This is a genomic window from Citrobacter sp. Awk 2 (assembly GCF_028069815.1).
Classification (GTDB): Bacteria; Pseudomonadota; Gammaproteobacteria; order Enterobacterales; family Enterobacteriaceae; genus Citrobacter.
In genome coordinates this window covers 1-17,479 of sequence record NZ_JANEWL010000099.1, presented here as the reverse complement: position 1 = coordinate 17,479, position 17,479 = coordinate 1, and the positions used below count along the sequence as shown (strand labels likewise).

Annotated in this window: 15 protein-coding genes; 5 read left to right on the top strand and 10 right to left on the bottom strand. The window is 53.0% G+C overall.

The window, feature by feature from the left end; genetic code table 11:
• Positions 1-290 precede the first annotated feature (290 nt).
• Entirely contained in the window at positions 291-1,172 is an 882-nt protein-coding gene (gene yddG / locus NNO02_RS19405; protein ID WP_271455520.1) for an aromatic amino acid efflux DMT transporter YddG, read from the bottom strand.
• Positions 1,173-1,458: 286 nt separating this feature from the next.
• On the opposite strand from yddG, the gene fdnG reads away from it, so the two are divergent.
• From fdnG to NNO02_RS19385, 4 genes are all read left to right on the top strand, one after another.
• Positions 1,459-4,506 (top strand): formate dehydrogenase-N subunit alpha, encoded by a 3,048-nt coding sequence (gene fdnG / locus NNO02_RS19400; RefSeq protein ID WP_271442370.1) that lies wholly within the window; start codon positions 1,459-1,461, stop codon positions 4,504-4,506.
• Between the two features lie 12 nt (positions 4,507-4,518).
• A complete protein-coding gene (fdnH, locus tag NNO02_RS19395) occupies positions 4,519-5,403 on the top strand; it encodes a formate dehydrogenase N subunit beta (RefSeq protein WP_003833024.1) in 885 nt (294 codons plus the stop codon).
• Positions 5,396-6,052, top strand: coding sequence for a formate dehydrogenase-N subunit gamma (gene fdnI / locus NNO02_RS19390; protein WP_048211647.1), 657 nt, complete (start codon positions 5,396-5,398; stop codon positions 6,050-6,052). The genes fdnH and fdnI overlap by 8 nt, the downstream gene beginning before the upstream one ends.
• Before the next feature lie 129 nt (positions 6,053-6,181).
• Entirely contained in the window at positions 6,182-6,784 is a 603-nt protein-coding gene (locus NNO02_RS19385) for an inorganic diphosphatase (RefSeq protein ID WP_271442373.1), read from the top strand.
• An 80-nt stretch (positions 6,785-6,864) separates the two neighbouring features.
• Here the strand turns inward: NNO02_RS19385 and NNO02_RS19380 are convergent, their stop codons facing one another.
• The 3 genes from NNO02_RS19380 to sra form a co-directional block, all read right to left on the bottom strand.
• Complete coding sequence (locus tag NNO02_RS19380; protein WP_271455519.1) at positions 6,865-8,577, bottom strand: ABC-F family ATP-binding cassette domain-containing protein; 1,713 nt, start codon at positions 8,575-8,577, stop codon at positions 6,865-6,867.
• 310 nt (positions 8,578-8,887) lie between these two features.
• Positions 8,888-10,585: a malate dehydrogenase gene (gene maeA, locus NNO02_RS19375; RefSeq protein WP_271442375.1), complete on the bottom strand. Its 1,698-nt coding sequence runs from the start codon at positions 10,583-10,585 to the stop codon at positions 8,888-8,890.
• A gap of 179 nt (positions 10,586-10,764) precedes the next feature.
• Positions 10,765-10,905, bottom strand: a complete 141-nt coding sequence (gene sra, locus NNO02_RS19370) for a stationary-phase-induced ribosome-associated protein (protein ID WP_005126806.1) — start codon at positions 10,903-10,905, stop codon at positions 10,765-10,767.
• A gap of 228 nt (positions 10,906-11,133) precedes the next feature.
• Between sra and osmC the strand changes: the two genes are divergently transcribed.
• A complete protein-coding gene (gene osmC / locus NNO02_RS19365) occupies positions 11,134-11,565 on the top strand; it encodes a peroxiredoxin OsmC (RefSeq protein ID WP_048211652.1) in 432 nt (143 codons plus the stop codon).
• 84 nt (positions 11,566-11,649) lie between these two features.
• On the opposite strand, the gene NNO02_RS19360 is transcribed toward osmC, so the two are convergent.
• Genes NNO02_RS19360 through NNO02_RS19335 form a run of 6 tightly spaced genes read right to left on the bottom strand, consistent with a single transcriptional unit; the run spans position 11,650 to position 17,359 of the window.
• Positions 11,650-12,420: a 3-hydroxybutyrate dehydrogenase gene (locus NNO02_RS19360; protein ID WP_271455518.1), complete on the bottom strand. Its 771-nt coding sequence runs from the start codon at positions 12,418-12,420 to the stop codon at positions 11,650-11,652.
• Between the two features lie 11 nt (positions 12,421-12,431).
• Positions 12,432-13,826, bottom strand: coding sequence for a GntP family permease (locus tag NNO02_RS19355; protein ID WP_199951110.1), 1,395 nt, complete (start codon positions 13,824-13,826; stop codon positions 12,432-12,434).
• A 37-nt stretch (positions 13,827-13,863) separates the two neighbouring features.
• The gene (locus NNO02_RS19350) at positions 13,864-14,787 is read right to left on the bottom strand and encodes a 3-hydroxyacyl-CoA dehydrogenase family protein (RefSeq protein ID WP_271455517.1); all 924 of its coding nucleotides are present in this window, start codon (positions 14,785-14,787) and stop codon (positions 13,864-13,866) included.
• Complete coding sequence (locus tag NNO02_RS19345; RefSeq protein WP_271455516.1) at positions 14,777-15,982, bottom strand: acetyl-CoA C-acetyltransferase; 1,206 nt, start codon at positions 15,980-15,982, stop codon at positions 14,777-14,779. The genes NNO02_RS19350 and NNO02_RS19345 overlap by 11 nt, the downstream gene beginning before the upstream one ends.
• Positions 15,983-15,992: 10 nt before the next feature.
• Positions 15,993-16,649 (bottom strand): CoA transferase subunit B, encoded by a 657-nt coding sequence (locus NNO02_RS19340; protein ID WP_137383055.1) that lies wholly within the window; start codon positions 16,647-16,649, stop codon positions 15,993-15,995.
• Between the two features lie 2 nt (positions 16,650-16,651).
• Positions 16,652-17,359: a CoA transferase subunit A gene (locus NNO02_RS19335; RefSeq protein ID WP_048211658.1), complete on the bottom strand. Its 708-nt coding sequence runs from the start codon at positions 17,357-17,359 to the stop codon at positions 16,652-16,654.
• Positions 17,360-17,479: the final 120 nt, after the last annotated feature.

Below are 17,479 nucleotides of genomic sequence, written 5' to 3'. Positions count from 1 at the left end.
CAGCTGATTATATTAATCTTAATATGTGACCTTTTGTTGGGATATATTTTCGACGGGGACTATTGTGCTGATTATGGTTTACTAATCGTTAGTAACCTATGTAAAATATATACAACCGGAGGGTTATAGGTGAACATATAATATTTTCGGGTGTTTATTAACTACCAGTCATTTAACATTTAATTAAACAAATAAAAACATAAAACACAAGCGAAATGTACAATTATTATCCGTTAACTGACCAGAGTGTAGCCGGGTTCTATCTCTATGCCAGAAACCCGGCCTGATTTCTATGCCCGACGTGTTGCCAGCCAGCAAAGTAGTGAGCCAGCACAGACCATCAGTGCGCCTTGCCAGAACGAGAACGACAGCGGGGCGCTGAGCAATACGGCAGCCAGTGCAGAAGAAAGCACAGGGGTGAAATAAGACCCTACCGCCATGACAGTGACATTACCGTGTAAAATTCCGATATTCCATGCTGCGTAGGCAAATCCTAGCGTTAATGCAGCCGTGAACATCTTAATGGTCACCGGTGTGCTAAAAACCATTTCTGGTTGGGGCGTCATAAAATAGTAGACCCACAAACTTGTCGCGGTCAGTAAAACAAAAACGGTAATGCCATTAAACCCTTTCGCAAATTTATTAGTGACTGTGCAATATGTTGCCCAGATAAAAGCACCAAAAAATGCGAGAAAATAACTCAGCGGACTACTGGCAATGTTGCTGATAATTTCACCTGGGTTTAGACCGTTCTCGCCACCTAAAACCCAGCAGACTCCGGTCAATGCGAGAATTAATCCTGGAATTATCATCCAGTTTGTTTTTTGACCATTAAATAATATAGCAAACAAAATCGTCAGACTTGGCCAGAGATAATTGACCATTCCTACTTCTATTGCCTGGTGTCGGGTAGCGGCATAACCTAATGCCAGAGCCAGGCACATTTCATAGCTGACAAAAAGCACGCTACCCGCGATTAAATAGCGAGGCGGAATTTTTTTGATATTCGGAAATCCGACGGTAAATATCAGCAGAATACCGCTTAATGAGAAAATCATCGCTGCGCCGCCCGCCGGCCCCAGTCCTTCACTCACTCCACGCATCAACCCCACCATCGTGCTCCACAGCACGATGGCGATGAGTCCGATTAACGTTGCTTTTTGTTTTGTCATGCTGTTTGTCTGTCCGTCGTCCTGGCAAAAATGAAGCTGAAATTTATAGCACTTTTACGTCAGTACGGGCTAACTAATTAGCTTTTAGCTAACTCCTTGTGGGTACAAAGGTTACACAAACTGCACTATTTAGTAGCGGAACCGTTTCGTTATTGATTTGACGCAAAAAAAATATGGATATAGCTGTTAGTTTCGACGCGAAGTTGTACATGTCATCTTTCAGACTGCCGCGCTGGCGCAAGGTGAAAGATGTCTTGTACGAACCCCTGTAAAAAAGAGGAAAGCAATGGACGTCAGCCGCAGACAATTCTTTAAAATCTGCGCGGGCGGTATGGCGGGAACAACAGTGGCAGCACTGGGTTTTGCACCCAAAATGGCACTGGCTCAGGCGCGAAACTACAAACTGTTACGCGCAAAAGAGATCCGAAACACCTGCACATACTGTTCCGTAGGTTGCGGGCTATTAATGTATAGCCTTGGTGATGGAGCAAAAAACGCCAAAGAGTCGATTTATCATATCGAGGGGGATCCCGATCATCCGGTGAGCCGTGGGGCACTTTGTCCTAAGGGCGCAGGATTACTGGATTACGTGCACAGCGAAAGCCGTTTACGCTACCCGGAATATCGCGCTCCTGGTTCCGATAAATGGCAACGCATCAGCTGGGATGAAGCGTTCTCCCGCATTGCAAAACTGATGAAAGCAGACCGTGATGCCAACTTTATTGAGAAGAATGAGCAGGGCGTTACGGTAAACCGCTGGCTTTCAACCGGGATGCTGTGTGCATCTGCGGCGAGTAATGAAACCGGCATGCTGACGCAAAAATTCGTGCGCTCACTCGGCATGCTGGCAGTAGACAACCAGGCACGCGTCTGACACGGACCAACGGTAGCAAGTCTTGCTCCAACATTTGGTCGCGGTGCGATGACCAACCACTGGGTTGATATCAAAAACGCTAACGTCGTGATGGTAATGGGCGGTAACGCCGCTGAAGCACATCCGGTGGGATTCCGCTGGGCGATGGAAGCTAAAAACAACAATGATGCTACGCTGATTGTTGTCGATCCCCGTTTTACACGTACAGCGTCGGTTGCGGATATCTATGCGCCGATTCGCTCCGGCACGGACATTACGTTCCTGTCCGGCGTATTGCTGTATCTGATTGAAAATAACAAAATCAATGCTGAATACGTTAAGCACTACACCAACGCCAGTCTGCTGGTGCGGGATGATTTTGCTTTTGAAGACGGTCTGTTCAGCGGTTACGACGCTAAAAAACGTCAATACGATAAGTCGTCCTGGAACTACCAGTTCGATGAAAATGGCTACGCAAAACGCGATGAAACCTTAAGTCATCCACGCTGCGTCTGGAACCTGCTCAAACAGCACGTTTCCCGTTACACGCCGGATGTGGTGGAAAACATCTGCGGTACGCCGAAAGCCGACTTCCTGAAAGTGTGTGAAGTTCTGGCCTCCACCAGTGCGGCCGATCGTACCACGACCTTCCTGTACGCGCTGGGCTGGACGCAGCATACCGTTGGTGCGCAGAACATCCGCACCATGGCGATGATCCAGCTGCTGCTCGGTAACATGGGAATGGCCGGTGGTGGCGTAAACGCATTACGCGGTCACTCCAACATTCAGGGCTTAACTGACCTGGGTCTGTTATCGACCAGCCTGCCCGGGTATCTGACGCTGCCGTCAGAAAAGCAGACTGATCTGCAAACCTATCTGGCCGCCAATACACCAAAAGCGACGCTGGCCTCCCAGGTTAACTACTGGGGCAACTATCCGAAGTTCTTCGTCAGTTTGATGAAATCTTTCTACGGCGATGCGGCGCAGAAAGAAAACGACTGGGGCTTTGAATGGCTGCCGAAGTGGGATCAGTCCTACGACGTCATCAAATATTTCAACATGATGGATAGCGGGAAAGTCACCGGCTACATCTGTCAGGGCTTTAACCCGGTTGCGTCCTTCCCGGACAAAAACAAAGTGGTGCAGAGCCTTAGCAAACTGAAGTATCTGGTGGTTATTGATCCGCTGGTCACAGAAACGTCCACATTCTGGCAAAACCACGGCGAATCCAACGATGTCGATCCGGCGTCGATTCAGACTGAAGTTTTCCGTCTGCCATCCACCTGTTTTGCAGAAGAAGACGGCTCGATTGCTAACTCTGGCCGTTGGCTGCAGTGGCACTGGAAAGGTCAGGATGCACCGGGTGAAGCACGTAATGACGGCGAAATTCTGGCCGGTATTTACCATCGTCTGCGCGAAATGTATCGCACCGAAGGCGGTAAAGCTGTAGAGCCTGTGCTGAAAATGAGCTGGAACTATAAGCTACCGGACGAACCGCATTCCGAGGAAGTGGCCAAAGAGAACAACGGCTATGCGCTGGAAGATCTCTATGATGCCAATGGCGTACTGGTGGCGAAAAAAGGTCAGTTGCTCAACAGCTTTGCGCTCCTGCGTGATGACGGTACAACGTCATCCTCCTGCTGGATTTATACCGGTAGCTGGACCGAGCAGGGCAACCAGATGGCCAACCGCGATAATGCCGACCCATCAGGTCTTGGTAATACGCTGGGTTGGGCATGGGCATGGCCACTAAACCGCCGTGTACTGTACAACCGCGCTTCGGCAGATCCACAGGGTAAACCGTGGGATCCGAAACGAATGTTGATCCAGTGGAACGGTACTAAGTGGACCGGTAACGATATCCCTGACTTCAACAACGCTGCGCCGGGCAGTGGCACCAATCCGTTTATCATGCAGCCGGAAGGGCTGGGGCGTCTGTTTGCCATCGATAAGCTGGCGGAAGGGCCGTTCCCGGAACATTACGAGCCGATGGAAACGCCGCTGGGTACTAACCCGCTGCACCCGAACGTGATCTCCAACCCGGCAGCGCGTCTGTACGAGGCGGATGCATTGCGCATGGGGACGAAGCAGGACTTCCCATACGTCGGAACCACCTATCGTCTGACCGAACATTTCCACACCTGGACCAAACACGCATTGTTGAATGCGATTGCCCAGCCAGAGCAGTTTGTGGAAATCAGCGAAACGTTGGCATCAGCAAAAGGTATCGGCAACGGCGACTACGTGAAAGTCAGCAGCAAACGTGGATTTATTCGTGCAGTTGCGGTGGTCACCCGCCGTCTGCAAACCCTGAACGTCAACGGCCAGAAGGTCGAAACCGTAGGGATCCCGATCCACTGGGGCTTTGAAGGAGTCGCGCGTAAAGGCTTTATCGCCAACACCCTGACGCCGAACGTCGGTGATGCAAACTCGCAAACGCCGGAATACAAAGCGTTTTTAGTTAACATCGAGAAGGCGTAAGGGGGCGAATATATGTCTATGGAAACGCAGGACATCATCAAAAGGTCCGCAACAAACTCCATCACGCCGCCACCGCAGGCTCGTGATTACAAAGCCGAAGTCGCGAAACTGATCGACGTTTCCACCTGTATAGGCTGTAAAGCCTGTCAGGTGGCTTGCTCAGAGTGGAACGATATCCGTGATGAAGTGGGGCATTGCGTCGGGGTGTATGACAACCCCGCCGATCTCAGCGCCAAGTCCTGGACGGTCATGCGGTTTACCGAAACCGAACAGAACGGCAAGCTGGAATGGCTGATCCGTAAAGACGGCTGTATGCACTGTGAAGATCCGGGCTGCCTGAAGGCATGCCCGTCTGCCGGGGCAATCATCCAGTACGCGAACGGGATTGTTGATTTCCAGTCAGAGCATTGCATTGGTTGCGGGTACTGTATTGCCGGGTGTCCATTTAATATTCCGCGCCTCAATAAAGAGGATAACCGCGTGTATAAATGTACGCTGTGTGTGGATCGCGTCAGCGTTGGGCAAGAACCTGCCTGCGTGAAGACCTGTCCGACCGGGGCGATACATTTCGGCACTAAGCAAGAGATGCTGGAAATGGGTGAACAGCGTGTGGCAAAACTAAAAGCACGCGGTTTCGAACATGCCGGACTCTACAACCCGGAGGGAGTGGGTGGTACGCACGTCATGTACGTTCTGCATCATGCCAACCAGCCGGAGCTGTACCACGGTTTGCCGAAAGATCCACAGATCGATACCTCTATCAACCTGTGGAAAGGGGCACTGAAACCGTTGGCAGCCGCCGGATTTATCGCCACCTTCGCCGGACTGATTTACCACTACATTGGCATCGGCCCGAATAAGGAAGTGGACGACGACGAGGAGGATCATCATGAGTAAGTCGAAAATGATTGTGCGCACGAAATTTATCGATCGCGCCTGTCACTGGACGGTGGTGATCTGCTTTTTCCTGGTGGCGCTGTCGGGGATTTCGTTTTTCTTCCCGACCCTACAATGGCTGACGCAAACCTTCGGTACGCCGCAGATGGGGCGTATTCTGCACCCCTTCTTTGGTTTGCTGATCTTCGTTGCGCTGATGTTCATGTTTGTGCGCTTTGTTCACCACAACATCCCGGATAAGAAAGACATCCCGTGGCTGAAAAACATTGTGGAAGTGCTGAAGGGCAATGAACACAAAGTGGCAGATGTGGGCAAATACAACGCCGGACAGAAAATGATGTTCTGGTCGATCATGAGCATGATTTTTGTGCTGCTGGTCACGGGCGTTATTATCTGGCGTCCATACTTTGCGCAGTATTTCCCGATGCAGGTAGTGCGTTACAGCCTGCTAATCCACGCTGCGGCGGGCATAATTCTGATGCACGCTATCCTCATCCATATGTATATGGCATTTTGGGTGAAAGGATCAATTAAAGGCATGGTTGAAGGGAAAGTGAGCCGTCGCTGGGCGAAGAAACATCACCCACGCTGGTATCGCGATGTTGAAAAGCTGGAAGCGAAGAAAGAGAGTGAAGAAGGGGTTAAGTAAACCTGACGCTTTCTGACAACAATGGCGCTGCGGATGTAGCGCCATTTTTTTTGCCAAAAAAACGTCATGTTTCTGTCATCTGGTAAACGTAAGGTGTTGTCTTTCCAATAAGAGAAGAGTTAAAAGACAATGCATCTGGTGAAAAAATTACTCGCAGTCAGCGTATTTCTCTGTGCGTCCGCTCAGGCGCAGAATATCCTCGAATTTCCGCAGCCGGAGAATAACCCGGAAGAGTTTTATGCCGTGACCGAAATCCCGGCTGGCGGAATCATCAAATATGAAACCGATGCGAAAACCGGCTTTATCGTCGCCGATCGCTTCCAGTCTATGCCGGTTGCCTATCCGGCAAACTACGGCTCATTGACCCAGTCCCTGGCAGGTGACGGTGACCCGCTGGATGTGATTTTTTATACCCGGGCACCGCTGGCCCCGGGAACGCTGATCAAGTTGCGCGCGATTGGCGTGCTGAAGATGATCGATGGCGGGGAAAAGGACGATAAAATTGTCGCCGTGCCGGCCAGCAAAATTGACCCCACCTATGACGACATCAAAGAGTTGAGCGATTTGCCAAAGATCGAAGTGCAACGACTGGAGTCATTTTTCCGCGTATACAAAGCGTTGCCGGAAGGACGTAAGAAAGTAGAGTTAAATGGCTTTAACGATGCGGCCACCGCGAAACAAGAGATCAAGCAGGCATGGGATGCCTGGAAAGAGAAAAAACCGCAGCAGTAACGCATTGCCGGATGGCGCTAGTGCTTATCGGGCCTACATTTTTGTAGGCCCGGTAGGCGTCGCGCCACCGGGCGTTGTTATCAGAGCTTCGCCGTTATCTCCTCTATCTCCTTACGCCATTGCGCCTGCAACAGCGGCTTTTGATGTTTCGGCTTGCGGGCGAGATCGTCGGCCAAACGCTGCTCCAGCTCAAGGAGTTGTTCCAGCAATCTATCGCTGTCACCGCGTATTTCGGCTCTCGCTTCGACCACCGTTTTGGGAACGCTCATCTCCTCAGACGTTTCCCGAATACGATCGTTAATCGCGTCCAGATCGTGCCATTCGCTAAGTTCGCCATTATCGATAAACCAGAACCGATTACAGCTTTGGCTGATAAGCTGACGGTCATGGCTGACCAGCAGCACGCCGCCGCTGAAACTTTGTAGCGTCTGCGCTAGCGCTTCTTTACCTTCCATGTCCAGATGGTTGGTCGGTTCATCGAGCATTAGCAGGCTATAACGCGCCAGCGTAAGCCCGACAAACAGTAGCCTCGAGCGTTCTCCACCGCTTAAGGTATTGACCCGCTGCTGATGGCGAACCCACGGGAACCCCGCACTGATCAGCGCCATCTTGCGAACATCAGGCTGCGGAGCAAACGGTTCGAGCGCATCAAACAACGTGTCGTCATCTGCGAGCTGGTGTAACGTCTGATCGTAATACCCCAGTGTGACGCGAGGGTGCAACACCAGTGAATGCGATGTTATTTCCGACTGAAACTGCTGCCAGATAAGCCGTAGCAGCGATGATTTCCCACAGCCGTTACGCCCAACAATTGCCACCCGGTCACCACTTTTTATCCTGATACCGGCGATGGAAAATAACGTCGCGGCGTCAGGCGCTGGCGCGACAGCCAGGTTTGTCATTTCCAGCAGGCGATCGGCACGCAGGGCATCACCCTGTAATGTTAGTGTCCACTGACTTCCTGCGGTCACTTCCGTCTGAACATCCTTCAGGCGCTGCACCTGCTTTTCCATCTGCTTCGCTTTGCGGGACAAATCTTCGTTGTCGTAGACACGCCCCCAGGTTGCCAGTCGTTTGGCACTGGCGGTAACGCGGTCAATTTCCTTTTGTTCCGCCTTATAGCGCAGTGCATCGCTGGCATCTCTCTCAACCAGCGCCTGACGGGCGGCGCTGCAGGGAAGATCAAAAGCGTGCAGTGTGCGATCGCGCAGGATCCATGTTCCCTGCGTGACGGCATCAAGCAGTTGTGGATCATGGGACACCACGACGAAGCTGCCAGACCAGTTCTGTAAGAACTGCTCCAGCCACAGCAATGTCGGCAAATCCAGGTGGTTGCCAGGTTCGTCCAGTAGCATCAGGTCAGGGTTTCGCATTAGCGCACGCGCCAGCAGCAGGCGAGTATGCTGTCCACCGCTCAGCGTTTGCGCAGTGAGATGCAAATTTTCCGGCGTAAAGCCCATTTCGGCGAGCAACGCTTCAACGCGCCACTGCTGGCTGGCGCGCTCATGTTCGGGAAGCTGAGCAAGTACAGCCTCCTGCAACGTAAGTGGCAGTATATCGTCCGGCAAGTGCTGCTCCACGCGGGCGAGGTGGCAGTGATTCGCTTGCGCAATGGTTCCACTGGTGGGGGCGATTGTGCCATCAAGCAGTTTTAACAGCGTGCTTTTTCCGCAGCCGTTGTAGCCGATTAGCCCAATACGGTCGCCTTTTTTCAGGGTAAAAGAGAGAGAGTCGAACAGGGTGCCGAATGCCGTATCAACGTGTAAGGATTGTGCGGTTAGTAATGTGCTCATTGTTGCTTACTCAAGAGTTACAGGCGTAAAAACGCCTCGTCAAACATCGCTGACGATAACCCGGTAAGCCCGAGAGAAGGGGATTTAGAAGTTAGCTTCGCTCAAGCAGAAGTTATCGCAGCACGATACCGATAACGCTTGAGCACTGGCGATCGCCAAAAGCATGTGAAACGATGAAACGTTCACAGTACAGCATAAGTATCCTCCTTTTATATTTCCGAATGTTAATCGATGGTGAAAGTGTAATCGCAACTGACACCGTTGTGCAAGCGTTGAGCGCCCGGCGGCAGGATCACCACCGGGCAAACCGTCAAATAGAAGTACGACGGTAGTCGCGATATTCTGCCTGCCAGAAATTGTCGTCGATTGCCTGTTGCAGCGCTTCGGCAGACGTTTTCACCGCCACACCTTGCTGCTGCGCCATTTTACCGACGGCAAAGGCAATGGCGCGAGATACGGTCTGAATATCTTTCAGCTCCGGTAACACCAGCCCTTCGCCGTTGAGTACCAGCGGTGAATACTGCGCCAGGGTTTCACTGGCTGACATCAGCATCTCATCGGTGATGCGTTTTGCGCCTGAGGCAATAACGCCAAGGCCGATACCCGGGAAGATATAGGCGTTGTTACACTGGGCAATGGGGTAGATCTTATCTTTCCACACTACCGGAGAGAACGGGCTACCGGTCGCGACCAGCGCGTTACCCTCGGTCCACGCGATAATATCCTGTGGCGTCGCTTCTACGCGCGAGGTCGGGTTTGACAGCGGCATGACGATCGGACGCGGACAATGCTTGTGCATCTCACGGATGATTTCTTCGGTAAACAGGCCCGTCTGGCCGGAAACGCCGATCAGGATGTCTGGCTTGACGTTGCGAACAACATCAAGCAGTGACAGCACATCTTCCTGCGTATCCCAATGTTGCAGGTTCTCGCGTTTTTGCACCAGCTTAGTCTGGAAGGAGAGCAGGTTTGGCATTTTATCGGTTAACAGGCCGAAGCGGTCGACCATAAACACGCGTTGACGCGCGGCTTCTTCGCTCAATCCTTCACGTTGGATTTGCGCGATGATCTGCTCGGCGATCCCGCAACCTGCGGAACCGGCCCCAAGGAAAACAATGTTCTGCTCGCTCAACTGACTGCCGGCCGCACGGCTGGCTGCAATCAACGTGCCCACAGTGACCGCCGCGGTGCCCTGAATATCATCGTTGAACGAGCAAATTTCGTCGCGATAGCGGTTTAACAGAGGCATCGCGTTTTTCTGCGCGAAGTCTTCGAATTGCAGCAGTACGTCCGGCCAGCGATGCTTCACAGCCTGGATGAACTCATCGACGAATTCGTAGTATTCATCATCAGTAATGCGCGGGTTACGCCAACCCATATACAGAGGATCGTTGAGCAATTGCTGGTTGTTGGTCCCCACATCCAGCACCACGGGCAGCGTGTACGCCGGACTAATTCCACCGCAGGCGGTGTACAGAGACAGCTTGCCGATCGGAATACCCATGCCGCCGATACCCTGATCGCCAAGACCAAGGATGCGTTCACCGTCGGTGACAACGATGACTTTGATATTGTGGTTCGGGACGTTTTGCAGAATATCGTCCATGTTGTGACGGTTCTGATACGAGATAAACACACCGCGTGCACGACGGTAGATCTCGGAGAAACGCTCACAGGCCGCACCCACCGTTGGGGTGTAGATAACCGGCATCATCTCATCAAGATGATTATGTACCAGTCGATAGAACAGGGTTTCGTTGGTGTCCTGGATGTTGCGCAGGTAGATATGTTTATCGATTTCTGTTTTGAATCCCTGATATTGGATCCAGGCACGTTCAGCCTGTTCTTCAATCGACTCGACAACTTCCGGCAGTAACCCCAGCAGGTTGAAGTTACGGCGTTCTTCGATGCTGAAGGCACTCCCTTTGTTCAGTAGGGGAAACTCAAGCAGTACCGGGCCAGCGTAAGGGATGTAAAGGGAACGCAGTTTTTTAGTTTCGTTTTCCATGTCACTCACTCTTTTTTGAATAACCGTCCCTGGCACTCTTTATGATCGTATGTAGCCTGTCTGCCAGGGAAACGGGCGAAGTATAAAGCATTGTGAATGGGTTAAGGGGTTTTATAAGCAAAAACACCACTGCGGTTGCAATGGTGTTTATCTCGTTAATCAGTATGTCGTGCGGGGAACTACTTGCTGTCAGCGCGGCGCTTTCTTCCGGTAGGATTGTTGACCACGCTGGATTTGTCGCCTTCGGTCACGACTTTACGTTGATTGGAGATTTTGTGGTCCAGTCCAAGAATATGACGGGCCTGACGGTTCGATTTCATTCTAACTCCTTAATCCTGTTACTGGTTTCAAGGGCGAGCCCGCGTAAGAACGGACGAAATACAACCTGACAAAAAGCCGATGAGTACATTAACGGCTCTCTGGATGGTCGGTCATTTTATCTGAAAGGTCAATGCTTAAGCAGGAAATGCAGAACTTTCCATTATGGGTCATGCATTTTCCCATGAGGCCTATACTTGTTACTCCAATGACAACACAGGAGAGCGGTAATGACTATCCATAAGAAAGGTCAGGCCCACTGGGAAGGCGACATTAAACGGGGCAAAGGTACCGTGTCGACCGAAAGTGGCGTACTTAACCAGCAACCGTATGGATTTAATACGCGTTTTGAAGGCGTCAAAGGTACTAACCCTGAAGAGTTGATTGGTGCAGCACATGCTGCCTGCTTCTCGATGGCACTGTCGTTGATGTTGGGCGAAGCCGGTTTTACACCCGATGCTATTGATACGACTGCCGATGTTTCTCTGGATAAGGTGGATGCCGGTTTTGCGATCACCAAAGTGGCGTTACACAGCCAGGTGAGCGTGCCGGGTATAGACGCCGCTACGTTTGACGGGATTATTCAGAAAGCGAAAGCCGGATGCCCGGTGTCGCAGGTTCTGAAAGCGGAAATTACGCTGGATTATCAGCTGAAGTCTTAATCGTGGCGTGCCGGATGCGACTACGTCTTATCCGGCCTACGACAGTGCTGGATGTAAGTCGGTCTTATCCGGCACCAGATGATGTTATTGCGCTACCCAGCCGCCATCCATATTCCACGCAACGCCGCGCACCTGCGCCGCGCCGTCTGAGCACAGAAATAGCGCCAGCTCACCCAACTGTGTCGGTGTGACAAATTCGCGTGACGGCTGCTTTTCTGCCAATAAGGCATCGCGTGCCGCAGTGGGCTCAGTACCCTCAGCAATACGTTTGTCGATCTGCTGCTGGACCAGCGGGGTCAACACCCAGCCGGGGCACAGTGCATTACAGGTGACACCGGTCTGTGCGGTTTCCAGCGCAATCGTCTTGGTTAAACCCACCACGCCATGCTTGGCTGCGACATACGCCGATTTGTCCTTTGACGCAACCAGCCCGTGCACCGAAGCGATATTAATAATGCGACCCCAGTTACGCTTGCGCATTCCGGGCAGGGCCAGGCGCGTAGTGTGAAAAACGGAGGACAGGTTGATGGCGATAATCGCGTTCCATTTGGCTACCGGAAACGTTTCTACTGGTGAAACATGTTGGATCCCGGCGTTGTTAACCAGAATATCCACACCACCAAACTCACTTTCAGCGTAACGCATCATATCGGCAATTTGCGCTTCATCGCTCAGATCCGCACCATGGAAACCTGGCGTTTTACCGTACTGCGCAACCGCGTCTTTAGCGGCCTCCACATCACCGAAACCGTTAAGAATCAGGGTGGCTCCTGCTTGTGCCAGTACCTGAGCGATGCCTAAACCGATACCGCTGGTCGAACCGGTAACCAGAGCGGTTTTACCCGTTAAGTTCATGATGATTCTCCTTAAACGATTCCTGTGGTGTAGAAGACGCCGATAACAAACAGCACGGCCAGGCTTTTGATTACGGTGATGGCAAAAATCCCGCCGTACGCCTGACGGTGGCTGAGGCCAGTAATCGCCAGCAGGGTAATGACCGCGCCGTTATGTGGCAGGGTGTCCATGCCGCCGCTCGCCATCGATGCGACGCGATGGAAGACTTCGAGTGGAATATTGGCGGCATGTGCGGCAGCAATAAACGTATCTGACATTGCCGCAAGCGCAATACTCATCCCGCCGGATGCCGAGCCGGTGATCCCGGCCAGAGTGGTAATGCTGATCGCTTCATTGAGCAACGGATCGGGAATGGCCGCCAGTGCTTTTGACAACACCAGAAATCCCGGCAGGGCGGCGATAACCGCGCCAAAACCGTATTCTGATGCGGTATTCATCGCCGCGAGGATGGCGCCGCCAACCGCCGTTCTGCTGCCTTCAGCCAGGCGACCTTTGATATTGCGGTAGCCGAATAGCACCACCAGCAGGATCCCCGATATCAATGCGGCTTCTACGGCCCAAATAGCCGTAATTTTCCCCACTTCAGTGGTAATCGGTTTGGCAAGTCCCGGGAGTTCCAATTGATGCGTTGCGCCATACCACTGCGGGATCCAGCGGGTAAACAGCAGGTTAAACACCCCCACCAGGATCAGCGGAGAAATAGCAATAATCGGGTTTGGCAGATTAATGTTATCCGGTGTTTCCGGTTCATTTAACAGTTCAGTGCCATAGCCCTCATTTTTAGCCTGCGCTTTCCGGCGCTGGCGTTCGAGATACACCAGACCAACAAAGATAATAAATAGCGAACCTATCAGCCCCAGCCACGGCGCGGCCCAGGCGTTAGTCCCAAAGAAGCTGGTTGGAATGATGTTCTGGATCTGCGGCGTACCCGGCAGGGCATCCATCGTAAAGGAGAATGCCCCCAGCGCGACGGTTGCCGGGATCAGACGTTTGGGAATATTACTTTGGCGGAACAGTTCAGCCGCGAACGGATACACCGCAAAGGCGACCACGAACAATGACACGCCGCCGTAGGTCAGGAGAGCACATACCAGCACAATGACCGGGATTGCATGGCGTCGCCCGAGAATATTAATAGCAGCAGCAACGATTGAACGGGAAAAACCGGATAACTCGATTAACTTGCCAAACACAGCTCCCAGCAAGAACACCGGGAAGTAAAGCTTTACAAAACCGACCATTTTTTCCATAAACAGACCGGTGAAAGCGGGGCCGACGGCGCTCGGTTCCGTAAGCAGAACAGCACCTAATGCCGCGATGGGGGCAAACAGGATAACGCTGTATCCGCGATAGGCTGCCAGCATCAGCAAGCCCAGCGCTGCCAGGGCGATTAATACACTCATCATGACTCCTTATTATTATAGTGGGGTACAGAAAGAGACGTTATGGCTTCAGGGCAAAGCGCAGTTGATGTTCACGGCGTTGCTGAATGTATTCCTTGCGCGAATCATCCCAGCAATAAAAGCCCTGGCCACTGCGCAAGCCGGTGTCGCCGTTGGCAACCTTGTCAGCAACAAGTGACATCATGTCGCTGCCGGTGGCGAGTGTTGGGAGCAGATGGCGGCAAATGTCCAGCACGGTGGACAGTCCGGTCATATCTGCCGCTTCCAGCGGGCCGACCATGGCATAGCGACGTCCGAGGGAGGCGCGCATCACCTGATCCACCACTTCCGCGCTGGCGATCCCGCTTTTGACGATATGCAGCGCTTCACGCAGCAGTGCGAATTGCAAGCGGTTGCCGACAAAACCCGGTGCGGCGCGATCGAGCACCACCGCTTCCAGTTGCATAGAGAGCAACAGACGTTGCAACTCGCTGAGATATTCTGGTTTCGTTGCTGAACCTGGCACAATTTCAACCAGCGGAATAAAGTGCGGTGGGTGCCAGAAATGGGCGATCAGCAACCGTTCGGGGTGGGTGAGTTTTTCTGCCAGCGCATCCGGCGGCAGGCCGCTAGTATTACTGGCAATCACCGCATCTGGGGCAATTAATGCTTCCAGTTGTGCATACAGTGCGTGCTTAAGCTCGAGTCGTTCCGGGATCGCTTCAATCAGTAATCCCGATGCAGCGATATCCGCCAGCGAGGTTGTGCCGTGTAGTCGCGCGAGAACCGATGTTTTTTCCTCTGCATGAAACTGGTCAGTCGCGATCAGCTCATCGAGAATCCTCCCGGCAACGGCGGTAATTTCAGCAATCCGGTCGCTATCGGTATCAAATAGCCAGATATTATGGCCGAAACGGGCAAAATGGGTGGCAATGCCGACGCCCATTAAACCCGCGCCGAGGACGCTAAAGTGATTATTTTGCATGCTGTTCTCCTGTTGAACGCTCAACCGCCAGTGCGACACCCTGACCACCCCCTACGCACAATGTGGCCAGTCCTTTGGTGACGTTGCGGCGTGCCATTTCATGTAACAGGGTCACCAGAATGCGGCAGCCAGAGGCGCCAATCGGATGACCCAGTGCAATCGCGCCGCCGTTGACGTTAACTCTGTTGCTGTCCCAGTTCAGAGCTTCACCCACCGCCAGCGCCTGTGCGGCAAATGCTTCGTTAGCTTCGATCAGATCAACGTCATTGAGTGTCCATCCGGCACGTTTCAGACACTGGAGCGAGGCTTCTACCGGGCCAATACCCATGATAGACGGGTCGACACCGGAAACGGCGTAACCTGCGACGCGGGCGAGTATCGGCAGGTTGAGCGTTGCGGCTTTGGTGGCGCTCATCAGCATCACCACCGCCGCGCCGTCGTTGATTGATGAGGCATTCCCTGCGGTGACCGTGCCATTGCCAGGGCGAAAAGCTGGTTTCAGTTGTGCCAGTTTCTCCGCCTGAGTATCCGGGCGTGGCTGTTCATCACGCTCAACCAAACGTGGTGGCTTTTTCCCTTGTGGAACGCTGACCGGCGTGATTTCTGCATTGAATCGACCGGCTTCAATTGCCGCTGCAGCTTTCTGCTGAGACTGCAGTGCAAAGGCATCCTGTTGTTCGCGGCTGATAACAAACTTATCTGCCAGGTTTTCAGCAGTAATGCCCATGTGGTAGTCGTTAAACGCATCCCACAGTCCGTCGTGTACCACGCTGTCTTTCAGACTGGCATGCCCCAAACGCAGGCCCGAACGTGCGCCGTCGAGAAAATAGGGCGCATTGCTCATGCTTTCCTGGCCTCCGGCAATGACGATGTCCGCATCACCACAGCGGATAGCCTGCACCGCCTGTTGCACCGCTTTCAGGCCTGAACCACATACAAGGTTGATGGTTAGCGCAGGGACCGTCACCGGCAAACCAGCCTGTAATGCTGTCTGTCTGGCCGGATTCTGGCCGCTGCCCGCCGTCAGAACCTGTCCCAGGATCACCTCGTCAATGTGCTCCGGTGCGACGGCGGTTTTTTCCAACAAAGAGCGGATCACTACCGCCCCCAGTTCCACGGCACTGAGCGGTGCCAGGGCCCCGTGGAAACTGCCAATGGGTGTGCGCGTTGCCGCGACAATAACAACATCCTGCATGGTCAGCTCCTCAGTTGAATTGCATTTCGGGCACTGTGTCGGGAACGATCAGTTTTCCAGCGGTCCTGGCAACAATCTCCTCGACGCTGATGCCCGGCGCACGTTCGCGCAGGATGAATGCGCCGTTGGCGATCTCCAGTAGCGCCAGGTCGGTAAGCACGCGTTTAATGCAGGCCACGCCGGTTAATGGCAGGGTGCAGGCGGGGAGCAGCTTGGACTCACCGTTTTTGGATGCATGCGTCATGACCACAATGATATTTTCAGCCCCGGCCACCAGGTCCATTGCGCCGCCCATGCCTTTCACCATCTTTCCGGGGATCATCCACGACGCAATGTTGCCATTGGTGTCCACCTCAAATGCGCCAAGCACCGTCAGGTCAACGTGACCACCGCGGATCATGGCGAAAGACTGTGCTGAATCGAAAATTGCCGCGCCTTTACGTGCCGTCACGGTCTGTTTCCCGGCGTTGATCATGTCGGCATCCAGTTCGTCTTCGGTCGGAAACGGCCCCATCCCCAACAGACCGTTCTCCGACTGCAGCATCACGTCCATACCCTCGGGGATATAGTTGGCCACTAAGGTTGGAATACCGATCCCGAGGTTGACGTAATAACCGTCGCGCAGTTCCCGGGCGACACGCATCGCCATTTGTTCACGTGTTAACATGGTCAGGCTCCTTTCTGGCGCAGAGTGCGTTGTTCAATGCGTTTTTCAAACTGCCCCTGAATGATGCGGTTTACGAAAATTCCCGGGGTATGAATCGCCGCAGGGTCCAGTTCACCGGGAGGAACAATTTCTTCAACTTCCACGACGGTAATGCGCCCGGCGGCGGCCATCAGCGGATTAAAGTTCTGGGCAGTGTGGCGGTAGATAACGTTGCCGTACCAGTCGGCTTTCCAGCCTTTGACCAGCGCAAAATCACCCGTAATCGCCTGTTCCATGATGTAAGGACGGCCGTCAAATTCACGTACCTCTTTGCCTTCGGCGACGGGGGTACCGTATCCCGTGGCGGTGAAAAACGCCGGGATCCCTGCGCCGCCGGCCCGTAACTGCTCAGCCAGCGTGCCCTGTGGGGTCAGAATGGCTTCCAGTTCACCGCTCAATACCTGCTTTTCAAACAGCGCATTTTCGCCAACATAGGACGCCACCACTTTGCGTACCTGGCGTGTTTCCAGCAGCACACCGAGGCCAAAACCATCCACACCGCAGTTGTTTGAGACGACAGTCAGTCCCTGAACCTCCCGACGGCGTACTTCGGCAATCAGGTTTTCAGGAATGCCGCATAAACCAAAACCGCCTGCCAGCAGCGTCATGTTGTCGGTCAGCCCAGCCAGCGCCTCTTGATACGTGGCGACACGTTTATCCAGTCCAGCCATACACTTGTCCCTCCAGTTGTCCTTGCCGACATCATTGGGGGTGAAAAATGATTTGTTAATTTTAAATTTGTGACTCACTCATTGGGTTTTTTTATCAATTTAATGTTAATTAAAGGTATT

Coding starts and splice junctions, on each gene's coding strand:
- NNO02_RS19340 (WP_137383055.1), bottom strand. CDS start 16,649: ATGTTAACACGTGAACAAATGGCGATGCGTGTCGCCCGGGAACTGCGC.
- NNO02_RS19380 (WP_271455519.1), bottom strand. CDS start 8,577: ATGAGCACATTACTAACCGCACAATCCTTACACGTTGATACGGCATTC.
- NNO02_RS19360 (WP_271455518.1), bottom strand. CDS start 12,420: ATGAACTTAACGGGTAAAACCGCTCTGGTTACCGGTTCGACCAGCGGT.
- NNO02_RS19335 (WP_048211658.1), bottom strand. CDS start 17,359: ATGGCTGGACTGGATAAACGTGTCGCCACGTATCAAGAGGCGCTGGCT.
- fdnI (WP_048211647.1), top strand. CDS start 5,396: ATGAGTAAGTCGAAAATGATTGTGCGCACGAAATTTATCGATCGCGCC.
- NNO02_RS19355 (WP_199951110.1), bottom strand. CDS start 13,826: ATGATGAGTGTATTAATCGCCCTGGCAGCGCTGGGCTTGCTGATGCTG.
- yddG (WP_271455520.1), bottom strand. CDS start 1,172: ATGACAAAACAAAAAGCAACGTTAATCGGACTCATCGCCATCGTGCTG.
- NNO02_RS19345 (WP_271455516.1), bottom strand. CDS start 15,982: ATGCAGGATGTTGTTATTGTCGCGGCAACGCGCACACCCATTGGCAGT.
- NNO02_RS19385 (WP_271442373.1), top strand. CDS start 6,182: ATGCATCTGGTGAAAAAATTACTCGCAGTCAGCGTATTTCTCTGTGCG.
- NNO02_RS19350 (WP_271455517.1), bottom strand. CDS start 14,787: ATGCAAAATAATCACTTTAGCGTCCTCGGCGCGGGTTTAATGGGCGTC.
- sra (WP_005126806.1), bottom strand. CDS start 10,905: ATGAAATCGAACCGTCAGGCCCGTCATATTCTTGGACTGGACCACAAA.
- osmC (WP_048211652.1), top strand. CDS start 11,134: ATGACTATCCATAAGAAAGGTCAGGCCCACTGGGAAGGCGACATTAAA.
- maeA (WP_271442375.1), bottom strand. CDS start 10,585: ATGGAAAACGAAACTAAAAAACTGCGTTCCCTTTACATCCCTTACGCT.
- fdnH (WP_003833024.1), top strand. CDS start 4,519: ATGTCTATGGAAACGCAGGACATCATCAAAAGGTCCGCAACAAACTCC.